This is a genomic window from Bordetella hinzii LMG 13501, assembly GCF_001548475.1.
In the GTDB taxonomy this organism is placed as follows: Bacteria; Pseudomonadota; Gammaproteobacteria; order Burkholderiales; family Burkholderiaceae_B; genus Bordetella; species Bordetella hinzii.
Map to the genome: position 1 here is coordinate 134569 of NZ_LRUJ01000002.1, position 18584 is coordinate 153152.

The 18584-nt window shown below is 66.7% G+C and carries 18 protein-coding genes; 7 read left to right on the forward strand and 11 right to left on the reverse strand.

What is annotated here, in order from left to right:
* Positions 1–9: 9 nt before the first annotated feature.
* The gene (locus AXA74_RS02050; RefSeq protein ID WP_029579623.1) at positions 10–1191 is read right to left on the reverse strand and encodes an aspartate aminotransferase family protein; all 1182 of its coding nucleotides are present in this window, start codon (positions 1189–1191) and stop codon (positions 10–12) included.
* A gap of 158 nt (positions 1192–1349) precedes the next feature.
* On the opposite strand from AXA74_RS02050, the gene AXA74_RS02055 reads away from it, so the two are divergent.
* Positions 1350–1640: a DUF3579 domain-containing protein gene (locus AXA74_RS02055; protein WP_029579622.1), complete on the forward strand. Its 291-nt coding sequence runs from the start codon at positions 1350–1352 to the stop codon at positions 1638–1640.
* Positions 1641–1695: 55 nt separating this feature from the next.
* Here the strand turns inward: AXA74_RS02055 and AXA74_RS02060 are convergent, their stop codons facing one another.
* Positions 1696–2649, reverse strand: a complete 954-nt coding sequence (locus AXA74_RS02060) for a 2-hydroxyacid dehydrogenase (RefSeq protein WP_029579621.1) — start codon at positions 2647–2649, stop codon at positions 1696–1698.
* A gap of 85 nt (positions 2650–2734) precedes the next feature.
* Positions 2735–3679, reverse strand: a complete 945-nt coding sequence (locus AXA74_RS02065) for a Bug family tripartite tricarboxylate transporter substrate binding protein (RefSeq protein WP_223850598.1) — start codon at positions 3677–3679, stop codon at positions 2735–2737.
* 222 nt (positions 3680–3901) lie between these two features.
* Between AXA74_RS02065 and AXA74_RS02070 the strand changes: the two genes are divergently transcribed.
* The 6 genes from AXA74_RS02070 (at position 3902) to garL (ending at position 10459) form a co-directional block, all read left to right on the forward strand.
* A complete protein-coding gene (locus tag AXA74_RS02070; protein WP_029579619.1) occupies positions 3902–4831 on the forward strand; it encodes a dihydrodipicolinate synthase family protein in 930 nt (309 codons plus the stop codon).
* A 63-nt stretch (positions 4832–4894) separates the two neighbouring features.
* A complete protein-coding gene (locus AXA74_RS02075; RefSeq protein WP_032956804.1) occupies positions 4895–5632 on the forward strand; it encodes a FadR/GntR family transcriptional regulator in 738 nt (245 codons plus the stop codon).
* An 81-nt stretch (positions 5633–5713) separates the two neighbouring features.
* Entirely contained in the window at positions 5714–6802 is a 1089-nt protein-coding gene (locus AXA74_RS02080; RefSeq protein ID WP_051593900.1) for an Ldh family oxidoreductase, read from the forward strand.
* Positions 6803–6816: 14 nt separating this feature from the next.
* Positions 6817–8559 (forward strand): L-arabinonate dehydratase, encoded by a 1743-nt coding sequence (araD, locus tag AXA74_RS02085; protein WP_032956799.1) that lies wholly within the window; start codon positions 6817–6819, stop codon positions 8557–8559.
* A gap of 90 nt (positions 8560–8649) precedes the next feature.
* Positions 8650–9645 (forward strand): Bug family tripartite tricarboxylate transporter substrate binding protein, encoded by a 996-nt coding sequence (locus AXA74_RS02090; RefSeq protein ID WP_029579615.1) that lies wholly within the window; start codon positions 8650–8652, stop codon positions 9643–9645.
* A gap of 46 nt (positions 9646–9691) precedes the next feature.
* On the forward strand, positions 9692–10459 hold the full coding sequence (gene garL, locus AXA74_RS02095; RefSeq protein ID WP_029579614.1) for a 2-dehydro-3-deoxyglucarate aldolase: 768 nt from the start codon (positions 9692–9694) through the stop codon (positions 10457–10459).
* 123 nt (positions 10460–10582) lie between these two features.
* On the opposite strand, the gene rpsT is transcribed toward garL, so the two are convergent.
* The 8 genes from rpsT to adk all read right to left on the reverse strand — a co-directional run bounded on the left by rpsT (position 10583) and on the right by adk (position 18572).
* Complete coding sequence (gene rpsT / locus AXA74_RS02100; RefSeq protein WP_012417773.1) at positions 10583–10846, reverse strand: 30S ribosomal protein S20; 264 nt, start codon at positions 10844–10846, stop codon at positions 10583–10585.
* A 195-nt stretch (positions 10847–11041) separates the two neighbouring features.
* Positions 11042–12061 (reverse strand): FecR domain-containing protein, encoded by a 1020-nt coding sequence (locus AXA74_RS02105; RefSeq protein WP_032959505.1) that lies wholly within the window; start codon positions 12059–12061, stop codon positions 11042–11044.
* 185 nt (positions 12062–12246) lie between these two features.
* Entirely contained in the window at positions 12247–12621 is a 375-nt protein-coding gene (locus tag AXA74_RS02110) for a c-type cytochrome (RefSeq protein WP_029579611.1), read from the reverse strand.
* Between the two features lie 18 nt (positions 12622–12639).
* On the reverse strand, positions 12640–14421 hold the full coding sequence (locus tag AXA74_RS02115) for a GMC family oxidoreductase (RefSeq protein ID WP_032977652.1): 1782 nt from the start codon (positions 14419–14421) through the stop codon (positions 12640–12642).
* Positions 14422–14430: 9 nt separating this feature from the next.
* A complete protein-coding gene (locus tag AXA74_RS02120; RefSeq protein ID WP_032964537.1) occupies positions 14431–15162 on the reverse strand; it encodes a gluconate 2-dehydrogenase subunit 3 family protein in 732 nt (243 codons plus the stop codon).
* A gap of 281 nt (positions 15163–15443) precedes the next feature.
* A complete protein-coding gene (gene murJ / locus AXA74_RS02125) occupies positions 15444–17003 on the reverse strand; it encodes a murein biosynthesis integral membrane protein MurJ (protein WP_029579608.1) in 1560 nt (519 codons plus the stop codon).
* A gap of 60 nt (positions 17004–17063) precedes the next feature.
* A complete protein-coding gene (locus AXA74_RS02130) occupies positions 17064–17822 on the reverse strand; it encodes a 3-hydroxyacyl-CoA dehydrogenase (protein WP_029579607.1) in 759 nt (252 codons plus the stop codon).
* Between the two features lie 93 nt (positions 17823–17915).
* The gene (gene adk / locus AXA74_RS02135) at positions 17916–18572 is read right to left on the reverse strand and encodes an adenylate kinase (protein WP_032956681.1); all 657 of its coding nucleotides are present in this window, start codon (positions 18570–18572) and stop codon (positions 17916–17918) included.
* Positions 18573–18584: the final 12 nt, after the last annotated feature.

Here is an 18584-nt window from a genome sequence, read left to right on the forward strand (position 1 = left end):
CGCCTGTGATTATGCTTGTTCGGCCAGGAAGGTCTTGATGAGAGGCACGAGGATTGCGACGATTTGATCGGCCTCGGCCTGGCTCAGGATGAGCGGGGGCAGCAGGCGGATCACGCGGTCGCGCGTGACGTTGATGAGCAGGCCGGCCTGCATGGCGCGCAGGGCGAGCACGCCGCAGGGGCGTTCGAGCTCGATGCCGAGCATGAGGCCGCGGCCGCGCACGTCAGTGACGCCTTTCACGCCGGCCAGGGCCTGGCGCAGCGCCTCCTGCAGATGCGCGCCCACGCATTCGGCATTGTCCAGCAGGCCGTCCTGCTCGAGGGCGTCCAGCACGGCCAGGCCGGCCGCGCAGGCCAGCGGGCCGCCGCCGAAGGTCGTGCCATGGCTGCCCGGGGTGAGCACGCCCGCGGCCGGTCCGCGCGCCAGCATGGCGCCGATCGGGACGCCGCCGGCCAGGCCTTTGGCCAGCGTCATGACGTCGGGCTGGATGCCGGCCCATTGGTGAGCAAACCATTTGCCGGTGCGCCCGATGCCGGACTGCACTTCGTCGATCATGAGCAGCCAGCCGCGCTCGGTACAGAGTTCACGCAGGCCGCGCAGGTAGGCGATGTCCGAGGGACGGATGCCGCCTTCGCCCTGGAGGACTTCCAGCAGCACGGCGGTCACGCGGCTTTCGCGGTCGCCCGCCGCGCGCACGGCCGCCAGATCGTTGTAGGCGACCTGTATGAAGCCGGTGGGCAGCGGTTCGAAGCCCTTGCGGGCCTTCTCGCTGCCGGTCGCCGCCAGGGTGCCCAGGGTGCGCCCATGCCAGGACGACTCCATGGTGATGATGTGGGCATGGGAGTTGCCGCGCTGGTAGGCGTGGTAGCGGGCCAGCTTGATGGCGGCTTCGTTGGCTTCCGAGCCGCTGTTGTTGAAGGCGACTTCTTCCATGCCGGACAGCGCGTTCAGGCGGGCGGCCAGGGCGGTCTGCTGGGGAACCTCGTAGATATTGGAGGTATGGATGACGCGCGCGGCCTGCTCGGAGATGGCGCGCACCAGGCGCGGGTGGGCGTGGCCCAGGCAGGACACGCCGATGCCGGCCAGGGCATCGAGGTATTTGCGGCCTTCGGGATCCCACAGCCAGACACCTTCGCCGTGGGTGAAGGACACCGGCAGGCGGGAATAGATATTGGCCAACGGCGAGCTCATCGCGGTGTTCTCCACGGGAAAAACCAGGGATGCGGCCCCTTCATGCCCTAGGGCGGAAGCGGACCAAAGGATCAATCATATACAATTCGCGGCGCGGGTCGCATGTTTGAGACGCGGCCGATCCGGCGTCCGCGCGCGCAGCCCGTTGTGAAGGTTCCATGGCAACTCGCGTCAAACAATTCGTTATTCATGGCGTCACCGAAAGCGGTGCGCGTTTCCGTCCCAGCGACTGGGCGGAGCGCCTGGCTGGCGTCATGGCTCAGTTCCGGCCGCCTGGCAGCGCCGGCAACCATCTCACGTATTCGCCCTATGTGCTGCCCGTCGTGATCGACGGCGTGCGCGGCATCGTGGTCGACCAGCGCCTGCGCGAACTGGAGCCGCTCGCTTATAAGTTCGTGGTCGATTTCGCGCGTGATAATGGCCTGAAGACCGAAGAACGCGAAGTTTAGGCGAAAATGGCGTGCTGGATGACAAGGCCCCCTCGGGGGCCTTGCCCATGGGGCGTCACACCGGCGTGATCACTTTGCCGGTGGCGAAGTAGGCCGCCAGGTTGTCCAGCATCAGGTTTTCCATGTCCATGCGGGTCTCGGTGGTCGCGCTGCCGATATGCGGCAGTACGACGGCCTGGTCCGTGGTCTTGAAGAAATCCGGGACCTTGGGCTCGTGCTCGAAGACATCCAGGGCCGCGAACCCGAGTTCGCCAGATTCCAGCAGCGCCACCATGGCGGCCTCGTCGATCACCGGGCCGCGGGCGATATTCACGATGATCCCCTTGGGGCCAAGCGCGCGCAGCGCCTCGCGGCCCACCAGGTGGCGGGTGCTGGGGCCGCCCACGGTGGCCACCACCAGAAAGTCCGCCCACTCGGCCAACTCGGTCAGGCTGGCGGCGTAGCCGTAGTCCACGTCGTCGCGCCGCCGCCGGTTGTGGTAGCGCACCTGCATGTCGAACCCCAGGCCGCGGCGGGCGATGGCCTCGCCGATGCGCCCCAGGCCGACCACCCCGAGTTTCTTGCCGCTGACACGCATGCCCAGCGGGATGCTGCCATGGACCTGGCCCCAGCGGCCGGCACGCACGAAGCGCTCGCCCTGGCCCATGCGGCGGGCCGCGGCAATCAACAGGCCCCAGGCCAGGTCGGCGACGCAGTCGGTGAGCACGTCGGGCGTATTGCTGACCTGCACGCCGCGTTGGCGGGCCGCCTCGACGTCGATGGTTTCGTAGCCCACGCCCCAGCTGCAGATTGCCTTCAGGTCGGGCAGGGCGGCGATGAGTTCGGCCGAGGCCCCCATATTGGCCGAGGTGACCAGCGCGGTGACGCCGGGGCCGAATCGGGCCAGGGCCGCCTGGCGGTCTTCGTACTTCCAGAGCTCGATCACGTCGTAGCTGTCGGCCAGCCGTTGATTGGCCGAGGGGGAGCCGGCCAGGGAGCCGACCTGGATGATGCGATGCTTGCTTGTCATGGCGTTCAACGTTGGGGGAAATGGCAAAGCAAAAATGCTACTTGATTCCCGGGGCGCCTGCCGGCGCGCCCGGGGCGGGGCCGCATCATTCCAGCGAGATGCCGCTCTTGCCGATGACGTCTTTCCAGCGTTTGACCTCTTCCTGCTGGAAACGGGTGAACTCCTGCGGCGTATTGGCCACCACTTCGAAGCCCAGCCCCTGCAGGGTCTTGGCGACTTGCGGGTCGCGCAGCGTCTCGCGCAGGGCGTCGGCCAGTTTCGTAACCACGGCGGCCGGCGTGTCGCGCGGCACGGCAAAGCCCTGCCAGGAATAGACCACCATATCCTTGACGCCCGCCTCGGCCAGGGTGGGCACATCGGGCAGTTCCGCGATGCGCGCCTGGCCGGTGGTCGCCAGGGCCTTGAGCTTGCCTGCCTTGATATGGCTTTGCACCGCGCCCAGGTTCTGGAAGGAGACATTGACCTGGCCGCCGATCAGGTCGGCGATCGCCGCGCCGCCGCCGCGATAGGGCACGTCCACGCCCGTGGTGCCAGTGCGCTGGCGGAACATGACGGCCGATAGGTGATCCGATGAGCCCGTGCCCGACGAGGCATAGGAGACCTTGCCGGGATTCTGCTGGGCATAGGCAACCAGTTCGGCCACGTTGTTGGCGGGGAAGTTCGGCGGCGCAACGAGGACGTTGGGGTTGCGCACAGCCTGGGTGAGATATTGGAAGTCCTTGCTGGGGTTGTAGGAGAGGTTGCGGTAGAGCGCCTCGTTGATGGCGAAGGTGCCGATGGAGCCCACCATCATGGTGTAGCCGTCGGCAGTGGCGCGCGCCAGGGCCTGCGCGCCGATCGAACTATTGGCGCCGGGCTTGTTTTCCACCACGAAGGTCTGGCCCAGACGCTGCGACAGGCCAGGCGTGACCGCGCGCGCGGTGATGTCGGAAGACCCGCCCGGCACGAAGGGCACGATCATGGTGACGGGTTTTTCGGGATAAGCGGCGGGGGCGGCGCCGGGCCACCCGGCGCAGGCGGCCAGGGTCATGGCCGCGCAGGTTTGCAGAAAGCGATTCACCTTGTCTCCTCGGGTCGCGTGCATGGACCGAGCGCTCCCGTGGCACGCGACGCGGGATCGCTTGTGATCTTGCTGCGCAGCGGGGCGCCTTCATGGGACTGCCACTTGTAAAACAAATATAGGTATTGGTAGTATGCTTGTCAATCAAGTGAAAGCCCGCCCCCCATCATTTTTTCTGGAGTTTGCGCCGCCATGAAGACCAGCCCGGTTACCGCCGCCGACCTGCAACGTTCCGTGATCGCCGTGCCGCCGCTGGCGCGCCATGCCGACCTGTCCTTGAATTTGCCGGCCAACCGGGCTTTGCTGCGGCATCTGGAGGAGGGGGGCGTGCGCAATGTCATGTACGGCGGCAACGCCAATTTCTACAACATCGCAGTGAGCGAATACGCCAGCGTCATCGACGCGCTGGCCGACGCCGCGGGGGCCGACACCTGGGTGCTGCCTTCGGCCGGGCCTGACTATGGCAAGTTCATCGACCAGGCCCGCATCCTGCGCGCGCGCGCGTTTCCGACGGCCATGCTGCTGCCCATGTCCTTTCCCTATACGGACGCTGGCCTGGCCGAAGGCGTGCGCCGCTTCAGCGACGCGCTGGGCCGCCCGGCCGTGATCTACATCAAGTCGGCTGACTACATGGCGCCCGCCACGCTGGCCCGCCTGATCGAGGAAGGCCGCATCGCGGCCATCAAGTATGCGGTGGTGCGCGACGATCCCGCGCAGGATGCGTATCTGGCGTCGCTGCTCAAGGATGTGGATGCGCGCTATGTGGTCAGCGGCATCGGCGAGCGGCCTGCCATCGTGCATTTCCGCCAGTTCGGTTTGAAGAGCTTTACCTCGGGATCGGTGTGCGTGGCGCCGCGCGGCTCGATGCAGTTGCTGCGCAGCTTGCATGCCGGGCGCTTCGATGAGGCCGAACGCCTGCGCGCGGCCTATCTCCCGCTGGAGGACTGCCGTGACGGCATCAGTCCCATCCGCGTGCTGCATGACGCCGTGACGCTGGCCGGGGTGGCGGACATGGGACCCATGCTGCCGCTGCTGAGCGGGCTGGACGCGGCTGAGCGCGAGCGCGTCGCGCCGGTGGCGCGGGCCTTGCTGGCCCAGGATGGCAAGGTCGTGGCCGCTTGATGCTTCCGCGGCGCGGCCCGGGTACCATAGCGGCTGCCTGCCCGCCTATTTCCAGGAGTCCGCGTGGCCACGACGAAACACACAGGGGATGAGCCGGCGCCGCTGGAAAGAGGCCAGCGCGTGCGCCTGGCCGACCAGCTCTACGGACAGATCTTCGAGCAGATCGCGTCGGGGCGGCTGAGCGTGGGCGACAAGCTGCCATCCGAACACGAAATCTGCGACCGCTTCGGCGTGTCGCGGCCGGTGGTGCGCGAAGCGCTCTTGCGGCTGCGTGCCGATGGATTGATCACCGCGCACCAAGGCCTGGGCACCTTCGTCAGCCATCAGCCCGCGCCGCGGCTCAAGACCTTTCCCGATGTGCAGAACGTGGGGGCCTATCTGCGCGCCCAGGAGGTGCGCGTGGCCCTGGAAGGCGATGCGGCGCGCCTGGCCGCCTTGCGGCGCAGCGACGAGCAGCTCCAGCATATCGAGCAGGCGCATGAGGCTTTCGTGGCCATGCTGGCCGGCGGCAGGGTGTCGCCCGAGGCGGACCTGGCGTTTCATGCCAGCATCGCCGAGGCCAGCGGCAATGATTTCTACCTGGGCGTGCTGGAGACGATCCATGAGTCCATCAGCGGCTTCATGAGGCTGGCCCTGAACCTGACGCGCACCGGTTCGCGCCAGCGCGCCGAGCGCGTGGCCGACGAGCATGCGGCCATCCTGGCGGCCATCCGGACGCAGGATGGCGAGCGCGCGCGCGTGGCGATGCAATTCCACCTGGGCCAGGCACGGCACAGGCTGGTCGACAGGGAGCGCGACTGACACTCATGGCGCCAGCGGGCGGCAGACCCGGGCGGCGGATCCCGAAGGAGACAAGCGGTGCAAGACGACAAAGCAGCAGGCATGCGCGCCACCGTGGCGCGGGTGCGCGAACAGATCGAGAGGGTCCTGGCCGCCTGGGGCATGCCCCAGGACCTCGCAGCCACCAGCGCGCGGCTGATGGCCGAGACGGACCGGCTGGGCGTCGATTCGCATGGGATCTCCATGCTGCCTATGTACGAAGAAAAATGGCGCGCCGGCACGCTGGAGCTGCGTGCGCGGCCGCGCCTGGTGCGCGAGGGCACGGCCAGCGCCTTGTTCGACGCCATGGGCGGCCTGGGCCATCCCGTGTCACAGCAGGCCATGGACCTGGCCTGTGACAAGGCATTGAGCCATGGCGTGGGCGCGGTCTCGGTGCGCAACTCCCATCATTTCGGCGCGGCCGGTGTCTACGCCCGGCTGGCCCTGGCGCGCGGCCTGGTCGGTCTGGTGGCCAGCAGCGCCACCACGCTCATCATGGTGCCCACGCGCGGCGCCATGCCCATGCTGGGGACCAATCCGCTGGCCTTCGCCGCACCCGCCACGCACAACGAAGGCCTGGTCCTCGACATGGCCACCACGACCGTGGCGGCCAACAAGGTCAAAGTCTATGACTTCTACGGCAAGACCCTGCCGCCAGGCTGGGCCGTGGACGGCCAGGGCCATAGCGTGACGGACGCTGGCCTGGCCATGCAATTCCTGTTCAAGCGCGAGGAAGGCGGTCTCACGCCCCTGGGCGGCACGGCCGCCATGAGCAGCCACAAGGGTTATGGCCTGGCCCTGCTGGCCCAGACCCTGGGTGGCACGCTGGGCGGCAGCGCCCTGGCCGCCAGGCATGCGCGCAGGCGCCGGCCCGGGCAAGGCGATGACGTGGGGCATTTTTTCCTCGCCCTCAATCCCGATGCCTTCCGCGATGCGGGCTCTTTCGAAGACGAGATGGACGAGCTGATCGATACCATGCGCGATACACCCGCGGCCGATCCGCAGGCGCCGGTGTTGGTGCCCGGCGACCCGGAGGCGGCCGAGGCGCGGCGGCGAGATGCGGCGGGCGTGCCGATATCGCGGGCACTGGATGAAAAATTGCGCGCGATCTGCGAGCGCAGCGGCGCGCGCTATGTATTGGGACTCCAATAGAGGAAGACAGCACAATGAGCAAATCCCCCAAGCGCAAGCTGCCCGAAGAGCTGCGCAGCCATCGCTGGTATGGCGTGAAAGACCTGCGCTCCTTCGGCCATCGTTCGCGCACGGCCCAGATGGGCTATCACCGTTCCGACTATGCCGGCAAACCGGTGATCGCCATCATCAACACCTGGAGCGACATCAATCCTTGCCACAGCCATTTCAAGCAGCGGGTCGAGGAGGTCAAGCGCGGCATCTGGCAGGCGGGCGGCTTTCCGGTGGAGATGCCGGCCATGAGCCTGTCGGAACCCTTCCAGAAACCCACCACCATGCTGTATCGCAACCTGCTGGCCATGGAGACCGAGGAGCTGCTGCGCTCCTATCCGGCCGATGGCTGTGTGCTCATGGGCGGCTGCGACAAGACCACGCCGGCCTTGCTCATGGGCGCGATCTCGATGGACCTGCCGACGATATTCGTGCCGGCGGGTCCCATGCTGCGCGGCAACTGGAACGGCGTTACGCTGGGGTCGGGTTCGGATACCTGGAAATACTGGGCCGAGCTGCGCGCCGGCAATATCACCGAGGATGACTGGCAGGGCGTGGAGGACGGCATCGCCCGTTCCCCCGGCCACTGCATGACCATGGGCACCGCGTCGACCATGACGGCGGCGGTCGAGACCCTGGGTCTGTGCCTGTCGGGTTATTCGTCGATTCCGGCGCCCGATTCACGCCATGGCCAGATGGCCAGCCTGACCGGCAAGCGCATTGTCGAAATGGTCTGGCAGGACCTCAAGCCCAGCGATTTCCTGAGCGCGGCCTCGTTCGACAATGCCGTGCGCGCGGTCCTGGCCCTGTCCGGATCGACCAACTCGGTGGTCCACCTCATCGCCATGGCGCGCCGCGCCGGCTTCGATCTCGACCTGGACCGCTTTGACGCGCTGGCGCGCAGCACGCCCGTGCTGGCCAATCTGCGGCCGGCCGGCAAATACCTGATGGAAGACTTCTATTACGCTGGCGGCCTGCGCGCCTTGCTGGTGCAGCTGGGCGACCTGCTGGACCTGGGGCAGGGCACGGTCGATGGCCGCAGCCTGGGCGAGAACATCGCCGGGGCGCGCGTCTTCAATGACGATGTCATCCGTGGCCGCGAGCAGGCGCTGGTGCCATGCGACGGCCTGGCCGTGCTGCGCGGCAACCTGGCGCCCGACGGCGCGGTCATCAAGCCGCCCGCCATGGAGGAAAGGCTGCAAGTGCACACCGGCCCGGCCGTGGTCTTCAAGGACTACAACGACATGGCCGAGCGCATCGACGATCCCGACCTGGATATCAGCGCCGACAGCGTGATCGTGCTCCAGAATGCCGGCCCCCAGGGAGCGCCCGGCATGCCGGAGTGGGGGCAATTGCCCATTCCGCAGAAGCTGCTCAAGCAAGGGGTGCGCGATATGGTGCGCATCTCGGATGCGCGCATGAGCGGCACGAGCTACGGCGCCTGTGTGCTGCACGTGGCACCCGAGGCCTATGTGGGCGGCCCCTTGGCGCTGGTCCGCACGGGCGACCTGATCGCCCTGGATGTGCCGGCGCGGCGTATCGACGTGCTCATTACGGATGCCGAGATGGCGGCCCGCAGGCAGGCCTGGCAGCCGCCGGCGCCCAAGTTCGACCGCGGCTTCGGCGTGCTGTATCTCAAGCATATCGGCCAGGCCGACAGCGGCTGCGATTTCGACTTCCTGCAAACGCGCAAGACCGCCGAGCCGGGAGAACCGGAAATTCATTGACCCCAGTGGTGGGCGGGCCTTGCGGCCCGCCGGTTTCAGACTTGCTCAATACATAAGATGCCGGCCGGGCCGGCACGAGGAGACAACAGCATGCTGCGCCGTAAATCCCTGTTCATCAATCGCCGCCGCGCCCTGGCGGCCCTGATCGCCTCGGCGGGCCTGTTCGCCAGCCTGCCGGCTACGGCCGCGGCCTGGCCGGACAAGCCCGTGCGCCTGGTCGTGCCATTCCCGCCGGGGGGCAGCACCGATGCGGTGGGCCGGCTGCTGGCCGCCGAACTCGGCAAGGAGCTGGGGCAGACCGTCATTGTGGAGAACAAGGGCGGCGCCAATGGCAATATCGGCTCCGACGTCGTGGCCAAGGCCGCGCCCGATGGCTACACGCTGCTGCTGTCAGGCGTGGGCTCCAATGCCATCAACTATGCGCTCTACCAGTCCATGCCGTACAGGGACAAGGATTTCGCGCACATTTCGCTGCTGGCCACGGGCCCCAATGTGCTGGTCGCCAACCCGGAGTTTCCGGGCCGCACGTTTGCCGAATTCATCAAGCTGGCCAAGACCAGCCCCGGCAAGTACACGCACGCCAGCTCGGGGAACGGCTCATCCGGCCATCTGGCCATGGAAATGCTCAAGCAGGCCGCCGACATAAACCTGGTCCACGTGCCATACAAGGGAGGCGCCGCGGCCATCACGGATACCATAGGGGGCCGGGTGTCCGTACTCTTCCTGAACCAGGACAACGTCTTGCCGCAGGTGCAGGCGGGTAAGCTGCGGGCGCTGGCCGTCGCCAGCGCCAAGCGCAATCCGGCCTATCCCGATATCCCCACCATCGCCGAGTCCGGTTATCCTGGCTTCGCCGCCGAATCCTGGTTCGGCCTGTCGGCCCCCGCCGGCACGCCGCCCGCGGTGATCGAGCGCTTGCATGGCGCCACGGTCAAGGCCATGTCCGAGCCCGCCTTGCGCGACAAGCTGGAAAAAGTGGGCTTTGTCGTGGTCGGCAATGACCCCAAGGCCTTTTCGGCCTTTGTCAGCGCAGAAATCGAGAAATGGGGCAAGGCCGCCAAGGCCTCGGGCGCCCGCATGGATTGAGTACCGGCCGACCGGCCAGATGTCTTTTTTGCCTAGTGGATACTCCATGACTTCACCATTGCCCAACCGCTTCCGCCAGCGGATATTGGCGCGCGAGCGCCTCATCGGCTTCTGGCTTTCCATGCCCAGCCATCTCACCGCGGAGCTGGCCGGCCTGGCGGACTTCGACTGGCTGCTGCTCGATGGCGAGCACGCGCCCAATGAAATACCGGGCTTCGTCCAGCAGCTGCAGTCCTTGCTGGCCAGCCAGAGCGCGCCGGTGGGCCGGCCTTCCTGGAATGATCCGGTCGAGATCAAGCGCATGCTGGATATCGGCTTCTACAACCTGCTCATTCCCTTCATCGAATCGGAAGAGCAGGCGCGGCAGGCCGTGGCGGCCACGCGCTATCCGCCGCAAGGGATGCGCGGCGTGGCGGGCCTGCATCGCAGCAACCGCTACGGCACCGTGCCAGACTATCTGCACACCATCAATGACAATATCTGCGTGTTATTGCAGATCGAAAGCCGGCCCGGCATCGAGGCCGTGGACGATATCGCGGCCGTCGAAGGGGTGGATGGTGTCTTTATCGGCCCGTCTGATCTGGCGGCGGCCCTGGGCCATCTGGGCAACCCCGGCCATCCCGAAGTGCAGGAGGCCATCCGCTACCTCTATCAGCGTGTCAACGCGGCCGGCAAGGCGGTGGGCATACTGGCGCCGGTGGCCGCCGACGCGCGCCGCTATCTGGATATGGGCATGCACTTCGTGGCGGTGGGCACGGATATCGGGGTCTTCAAGCAGGCCGTCTTCGGTCTGCGCGAGGCGTTTCCGACTTGAGCGCCCAGGCGGCGGGGAGCCGCCCATGCAAAAAGGATGCCCGTGGGCATCCTTTTTTTTGCCGCATTCATATGCTGCCCGTGCGCCCCGGTCGCGGACCAGGGCCAAGGGCGGCATAGCTGCTTAGGCGAGCGCCTTGACGGCGGCGGCCAGGCGGCTCTTGTGGCGAGCGGCCTTGTTCTTGTGGATGATGTTCTTGTCAGCCACGCGGTCGATAACGCTGCTGGCTTTGCGCAGCGTCTCGCCAGCCACAGCCTTGTCGCCGGTAGCGATGGCTTGGCGAACGCGCTTGATCGCGGTACGCAGCATCGAGCGCAGGCTGGAGTTGTGCTTGTTACGCTCAACCGATTGGCGAGCGCGCTTGCGGGCTTGGGCGGTATTGGCCATGTTGCTTAGAGTTTAGTGAATTCGGCAAAGTCGGATATTGTATCAAGCTTGCCGGAGAATGCAAGTCCCTTGAGACAAAGCTTTTTTTGGCCGGGCAGCGCCGTGTGTTTGTGGCCTGCCGGCGACGTCTTGCAGGCGCTAGTGTACCGCGAGCCGGCCAGGGCGGCGAGGGCGCGGGGATTTAGCGGGGGCGGATCAGGATGCCGCCACGTTGATGGAGACGAACCAGGGGGTCAGGCGCTGGATGGCGATGGGCATGCGCTCGCCCAAGGCCTGCAGCGCGGCCTCGGAATCGTCCAGGGGGTACATGCCGGTGACCGGCAGGCCGCCCGCGGCCATGGACACGCGCAGCGTCCCGTGGCGATAGGGGCGCAGGGCCGCGACGATTTCGGCCAAGGGACGCCCGTTGGCGTTGATCCAGCCGCCTTCCCAGGCGGCCTCCGTGGCCAGCTCGCTGCGGGCGGCGTCCAGGCGCGCGGCATCGAAGCGGGCCCCCGTGCCTTGCGGGATGCTGCCGCGCGTGCCGCCCACGGTTTCGACGTCCAGATCGCCTTCGTGGGCGACGACCAGGGTGCGGCGCGCCTGCTGGCGCACCATGTAGCGCTTGCCCGAAGAGCGCACCACGCCTTCGGCGGTCTGCACCAGGAAAGGCCGGTTGGGGTCTTCGGGCGCCGTCACGGCCACCGCGCCCTCGAGCAGCATCAGGCGGCGGTAGGTGGCCGTGAACTCCAGGTTGACGCGGCTGCGGGCGTCGAGCAGCAGTTCGGTGCCATCGGTGAGCTGGTAGCGGCGGCGTTCGCCGGTGGCGGTGGCGGCATCCGCCGCCACGCTGGACAAGGGATAGAAATCGCGCACGGCGACGAGCGCGCCGGCGCCGGCCGCGGCCGTCACGGCCAGCGCGCCCGCCAGGAAACGCCGGCGCGACGGCGCGGGCGCTTCTTCGGGCGGCGGCATGGGCTGGGCGGATGCGGGCGGACGGGGCTGTGCCGCCGCGGCATGGCCCTGGTAGCCCAGGGGATAGGCATCCCCCAGCCGTCCGGCCATGGAATTGCCCAGGGTCTGGGAAACCTGCTGCCAGGCGCTCTCGTGCATGGGGCTGGCTTCACGCCATGCCATGAAATTCGCGTAATCGCGCCGGGTTGCTCGGCCGGAACGCAGCAGGAGCAACCAATCAATTACCTGGTCCGAGAGCGGCGGTATGTCGGTGGATATCACTTCTTTTTCCACGCTGGACCCCGCGGGGGCCTCAGTAATGCGGTTAATAAATCATAGTCTTTTTTACCAAACCTTACTCTAGCGTAGCAGGCTCTTTGCATTCCACCAATCGAAAAGACCACTTTTTTGAGTGGTCTTTTCGTTTTGTTGCAATATAGCGAAATATAGTATCCGTATTTCAGGCTTTACTTCAAGGTTTCGAGGTATTTGACCAGGGCAGCACGTTTTTCCGCGTCCGCCATGCCCGAGTAGGGCATGCGCGTGCCCGGCACCAGGGCCTGCGGATTCTCCAGGTATTTGTCCAAGGTGGCCGCATCCCAGGTCAATCCGCTGCGCTTCATGGGGCCCGAGAAGCGAAAGCCCGGCACCTCGCCCGCCTTGGTGCCGAACACGCCGGCCAGGCTGGGACCGACCCCGTTTTCGCCGGCCTTGACGCTGTGACAGGCGATGCACTCCTGATAGGCCTGCTTTCCAAGGTCCAGGACTTTGTCCTGGGCCCAGGCGCCCGGGCTACAGGACAGGGCAAGGGCGAGGGCGGCCAGGCTTGTCGATGTCTTCATCATTGCCAACTCCTTGGATCAGGCGTGCAGCAGCGCGCCGGGTTGCTTGAGGTATTTGCCCTTGATCGCGTCGGCTGTGTGATAGGCCAGCGCGCCCACCGGGCCGGTGGGGTTATAGGCCGCGTTGTGGCCGAACAGCGACGCGCCGCAGATGAAGAGGTTGTGCGCGTTCCAGCATTGCCCGTACTTGTTGGTCACGCTCAGCGACGGGTCGGTGCCCATGATGGTGCCGCCCGTGTTGTGCGTGCTCTGGTAGGGCACGACCGACCATGACATGCGCGCCTTGGCTTCGTTCAAATGCGTGGGGTTCATCGAGCGCGAAATCTCGTTGATGATCTTGGCCGCATGCGCCGAGATGCGCTGTTCGTTCTCCTTGTAGTCGAAGGTCATGCGCATCAGCGGCTGGCCGATGGCATTGCGATAGGTGGGATCCAGGTCGAGGAAGTTGTAGCGGTTGGCCATCACGCTGCCCGAGGACCCGATGCTCATGGCGCGCAGATACCATTTCTGCACCGCTTCCTTCCAGGCCTTGCCCCAGCGCGGCGTGCCGGCGGGCACGGGGTGGTATTCGATGGGCCGCCCATGGTACATGCCGCCGCTGATGGTGTAGCCGCCCACGAAACGCGCATCGGGCTGCGAGCGGTCGAAGTCCCAGTTGGCGTGGAAGTCGTCGATCACGGTGGACAGGCCGCCGGTGGACATGAAGGGATTGAAAATATGCCCTTCCTCGAAGAACAGGGTCGCGCCGGCGCCGGTCTGGTAGCAGTAGTTGCGGCCCACCACGCCCTTGCCCGTGGCCGGATCGTAGGGCTTGCCGATGCCCGAGAGCAGCATCAGGTGCACATTGTTCAGCGCATAGGCGGCCAGGACCACCAGCTTGGCGGGCTGGAACAGCTGCTCGCCGGTGCTGATGTTGGTGTACTCCACACCCGTTGCCATCTTCTTCTGCTTGTCCATGACGATCTTGGTGACCCAGGCGTGGGTGCGCAGCTCGAAGGTGGGCTGTTTCTTGGCCAGCGGGATGACGGTGATCAGCGGGCTGCCCTTGGCGTTGGATTCGCAGCCGAAGCGCTCACAGAAGCCGCAGTACTGGCATTGGCCGAACACCGAGCCGTCCGGATTGGTGTAGGGCTTGGAGGCGTTGGAGGTGGGCATGGGGAAGGGGTGGTAGCCCGCTTTCTTGGCCGCCGCATCGAATAGATCACAGGCATGGCTGCGCTCCAGCGCGGGCAGGGGGTAGTCGCGCTTGCGTTCGGCCTCGAAGGGATTGCCGCCCTCCATCTTCTTGCCGCCCACGTTGCCGGCCGTGCCCGATATGCCCGCCACATATTCGAAGCGGTCGTAGAAGGGTTCCAGCTCGGCATAGGTGATGCCCCAATCCTGGACGGTCATGTCGGCGGGGATGAATTTCTTGCCGTATTTCTGTTCATACAGCGAGCGGACCTTGAACTCATGGTCGGTCCAGCGCCAGGTGTGGCCGTTCCAGTGCGAACCGGCCCCGCCCAGGCCGTCGCCCGGCAGAAAGGAGCCCAGGCGGCGCATGGGCAGCGCGGTTTCCTTGATGTTGTTGCGCACCGTGAGGGTGTCGCGCCGGGTGTCTATCATGAGGCCGTGGCGCGTGCTGAAGTTGAGTTCGTCGCGGATATGGGGCACCGAAAAGTCCTCGGCGGGGGCGCGATGCTCGCCGCGCTCGAGCGCCACGACCTTCAGGCCGGTCTCGGCGAGCTCCTTGGACAGAATGCCGCCGGTCCAGCCCATGCCGATGACCACGACGTCGACTTCGGGGAGTTTCTTGGCCATGTCGTGCTCCTACGCCAGGTCGGCGATGCTCAGCGGCTTGTTCGGGAAGGGCTTGTTCTTGAAGTCCACGATGTTGCGCGCGTGCGTGGCGACCACGCCGGGAAAGCCCATGTCTTTCCACACCGCCTTATCGTGATTGCCCCCGTAGATCGGGTCGGCGAACATGCCTTCCATGACGAGCTGGTAGAGCATGGCGAAGAAGACCTTGGAAGGCGGCCCTTCATCGAAGGCGATGTTGCCGGCCTCCAGCCCCTTGAGCACCTCCTCGCGCTGGGCCTCGCTGGCCATGTCGAAGGATTTGCCTTCGTACTTCTTGCTACAGTAGGCATTGGTCTGCAGGATGCCCGCGCGCATGAGCTCGGCTGGCGAGAGCGCCAGCTGGTAGCCTTGGTTGGGCGTGCCCAGCTGCCAGGGGCCTTGCTGGTAGAGACGGTCTCCCTTGCCCCAGTTGCCGGCCAGGGCGCGGTCGATATAGGTATGCAGGCCGAGGTCCATGCCGCTGCCGCCCAAGCCGCCTTCGGCCGGCACCATGTGCGTGACAAGCGCTTCGACAAAGGCGGCTTCCTCGGGCGTGAGAAAGACATAGCCGGCCGGTGTGTCGTCGGCGGCCGGCGCGGGTGCGGCGGGCGCCGCCGCCTGCTGCGCCAATCCCGCCAGCGGCAGGCCGGCGCCGGCCGCGGCCGTGCCTCCGATCACCGCGCCGCGCAGGAAAACGCGGCGGCCTTCCTTGAACTCTTCCATAAACCCCTCCGTGTAGTGCTTGCTGTTCCGGGTGGACAAGGCAGGGTCCGCCAGCGCCATGGCGAGGGCGAATGTCATCGGAAGGGGATAGATAACGTCGCGTTCAGAGCACCGACACAAGGCGTTGCGACGGCCGCGATGCTCTGCGGCAGGAGGCAGCGTAAGGTTCAGGACTCGGGCGTAGCAGACACGGCGCGGCTAAGGACCCCTGGATCACACTTGCACTGGCAGGACGCAACAAGCCTAGGCCTGTCAGCTTAATTTCCGCTGAACAAGCGGGGTCAGGAGGCAGCGCGGCGGTTGAAATCGCGCGGCCGCAAGCCCAGGGCGAACAGCACGCCGAAGTAGGCGAGGCCGCTGGCGGCAAGCACGGCGGCCAGCCAGCCGGCGCGCAGCAGGGGATAGTGCTTGAGCGCGATCCAGTCGATGTGGCGGTCGGCCCATAGCAGCACGGCGGCCAGCGCCAATAGCGCCGGCACGATGCGCAGGACAAAGCGCAGCCACTGTCGCCCGGGCTGGTAGACGCCCCGGCGGCGCAGGCCGGTAAGCAGCATCAGGGCATTGAGGCAGGCGCCCAGGCCGATGGCCAGGGCCAGGCCGGCGTGCGCCATCATCGGCACGAAGACGGCGTTCATGAGCTGGGTCATGACCAGCACCAGAATCGCGATCTTCACGGGTGTGCGGATATCCTGTTTGGCATAGAAGCCAGGCGCGAGGATCTTGACCGACAGCAGGCCGATCAGGCCCACGGAATAGGCAATGACGGCCAGCCGGGTCTGCTGTACGTCGCCGGCCTGGAAGGCGCCATAGTGAAACAGCGTGGCGACCAGGCCGTCGGCCAGCAGCATCATGCCCAGCGCCGCGGGCAGGCCGAGCAGCAGCACCATGCGCAGCCCCCAGTCCAGCAAGGCGCTGTAGCCGGCCTGATCCTGGCGGGCGTGGGCGGCCGACAGGCTGGGCAGCAGCACCGTGCCCAGCGCCACGCCCAGCAGCGCAGTCGGGAACTCCATCAGGCGGTCGGCGAAGGACAGCCAGGTCACGCTGCCCGGCTTGAGCCAGGTGGCAATGTTGGTGTTGATGAGCAGCGAGATCTGCGCCACCGACACGCCCAGCGTGGCCGGGGCCATCTGCCTGAGGATGCGCTGCACGGTGGGATCGGCCCATGCCTGGCGCACCCGTGGCGTCAGGCGCGGCGTCAGGCCCAACCGGGCGAGGGCGGCCCACTGGATGACCAACTGCGCGACGCCGCCGGCCATCACGCCGATGGCCAGCGCGTAGATAGGCACCTCCATGCGCGGGGCCAGCCAGATGGCGGCGGCGATCATGGAAAGATTGAGCAGCACCGGCGTGAAGGCCGGGACGGCGAACTTGCGCCAGGTGTTGAGCACGCCGGAGGCGAAGGCCACCAGCGACATGCACAGGATGTAGGGGAACATCACCCGCGTCATCCAGACCGCCGCGCCGAATTCGGTGGCGCGCGCGCTGTCTCGCAGGCCGCTGGCCATGGCCGTCACGACCCAGGGCGCGGCCAGGATGCCCGCCACCGTGACGGCCATGAGGGCCAGGGTCAGGAGCAGGGCCACGCGGTCCAGCAGGACACGGACTTCCTGGTCGCCATGGCGCGTGCGCGCAGCGCCCAGGATGGGCACGAAGGCCTGCGCGAAAGCGCCTTCGGCGAACAGGCGCCGCAGCAGGTTGGGAATACGGAAAGCGACCCAGAAGGCATCGGTCAGGGCGCCGGCGCCGAATGCACGCGCGATCAGGATGTCGCGGACCAACCCCGTGATGCGCGAGAGCAGCGTGAAGCTGCTGACCGTTGCGGCCGAGCGGAACAATGCCATGGGAACGCTTGAGTGAAAAAGCGCGCCGGCCGTGGCCGGCGCGCGGGACTGCCGGGCAGTTTACTTCGGCGGCATCCGGATCGCGCCATCGAGGCGGATCGTCTCGCCATTGAGCATGTCGTTGGTGATGATGCTGTGCACCAGCTTGGCGTAGTCTTCGGGACGGCCGAGGCGGGCGGGGAAGGGGATGCTGGCGGCCAGCGAGTCCTGGACTTCCTGGGGCATGCCGAAGATCATGGGCGTGCCGAAAATGCCCGGGGCGATGGTCATGCAGCGGATGCCCGTCTTGGCGAGATCGCGCGCGATGGGCAGGGTCATGCCGGCCACGCCGGCCTTGGAGGCGGCGTAGGCGGCCTGGCCGATCTGGCCGTCGAAGGCCGCGACCGAGGCGGTGTTGATCAGCACACCGCGTTCGCCCGTGGGCTCGGGCGCATTCTGGCTCATGGCCTCGGCGGCCAGGCGCATCATGTTGAAACTGCCGACCAGGTTGATGGCCACCACCTTCTGGAACAGGTCCAGCGGGTGGGCGCCATTCTTGCCGACGATCTTGGCCGCCGGCGCCACGCCGGCGCAATTTACCAGGCCGAACAGGGGGCCGAGCTCGAGGGCGGCGGCCACGGCGGCCTTGCCATCGGCTTCCTGGGTGACGTCGCAGTGCACGTAGCGCTGGCCGAGCTCCTTGGCCAGGGCCTGGCCCGGTTCGTCCTGCAGGTCGGCGATGACGACTTTGCCGCCATGGGCGACCAGCATGCGGGCGGTGCCGGCGCCCAGGCCGGATGCGCCGCCCGTGACGATGAATACCTTGTTGGCGATTTCCATGTCAGATCTCAAAGAAGTCCGAAGCCCGGCCGGGAGCGGCGGGCAAAGAAAACCGGCTGCCTCGCGCTGGGCAGGGCAGCCGGCGGGTATGCCTCAGCTTTGCAGCGCGGCGGCCAGGCGGGCCTTGATTTCGTCGACCGAACCCACGCCCGAGATCTTGCGATACTTCGGGGCGCTGGCGGCGTCCTGGGCGGCCCAGCCGGCGTAGTAGTCGACCAGCGGCCGGGTCTGCTTCTGGTAGACGGCCAGGCGGTTGCGCACGGTTTCCTCGCGGTCGTCGTCGCGCTGGGTCAGGGGCTCGCCGGTCACGTCGTCCTTGCCAGCCACCTTGGGCGGATTGGATTGCACGTTGTAGGTGCGGCCGCTGGCCAGATGCACCCAACGGCCGCTCATGCGCTGGACGATGTCCTCGTCGGGCACGGCGATCTCGACCACGTAGTCCAGCTTGACGCCGGCGTCCTTGAGGGCGTCGGCCTGCGGAATGGTGCGCGGGAAACCGTCGAACAGATAGCCCTTGGCGCAGTCGGGCTGGTTCAGGCGGTCCTTGACCAGGCCGATGATGATCTCATCCGACACAAGGCCGCCCGCGTCCATCACCTTCTTGGCTTCGATGCCCAAGGGCGTGCCGGCCTTGACGGCCGCGCGGAGCATATCGCCAGTGGAAATTTGCGGAATCCCGTAGGCCTGCGTGATGAAGGCGGCCTGGGTGCCTTTGCCAGCGCCCGGAGGGCCGAGCAAGATGAGACGCATAAGTGCTCCTGA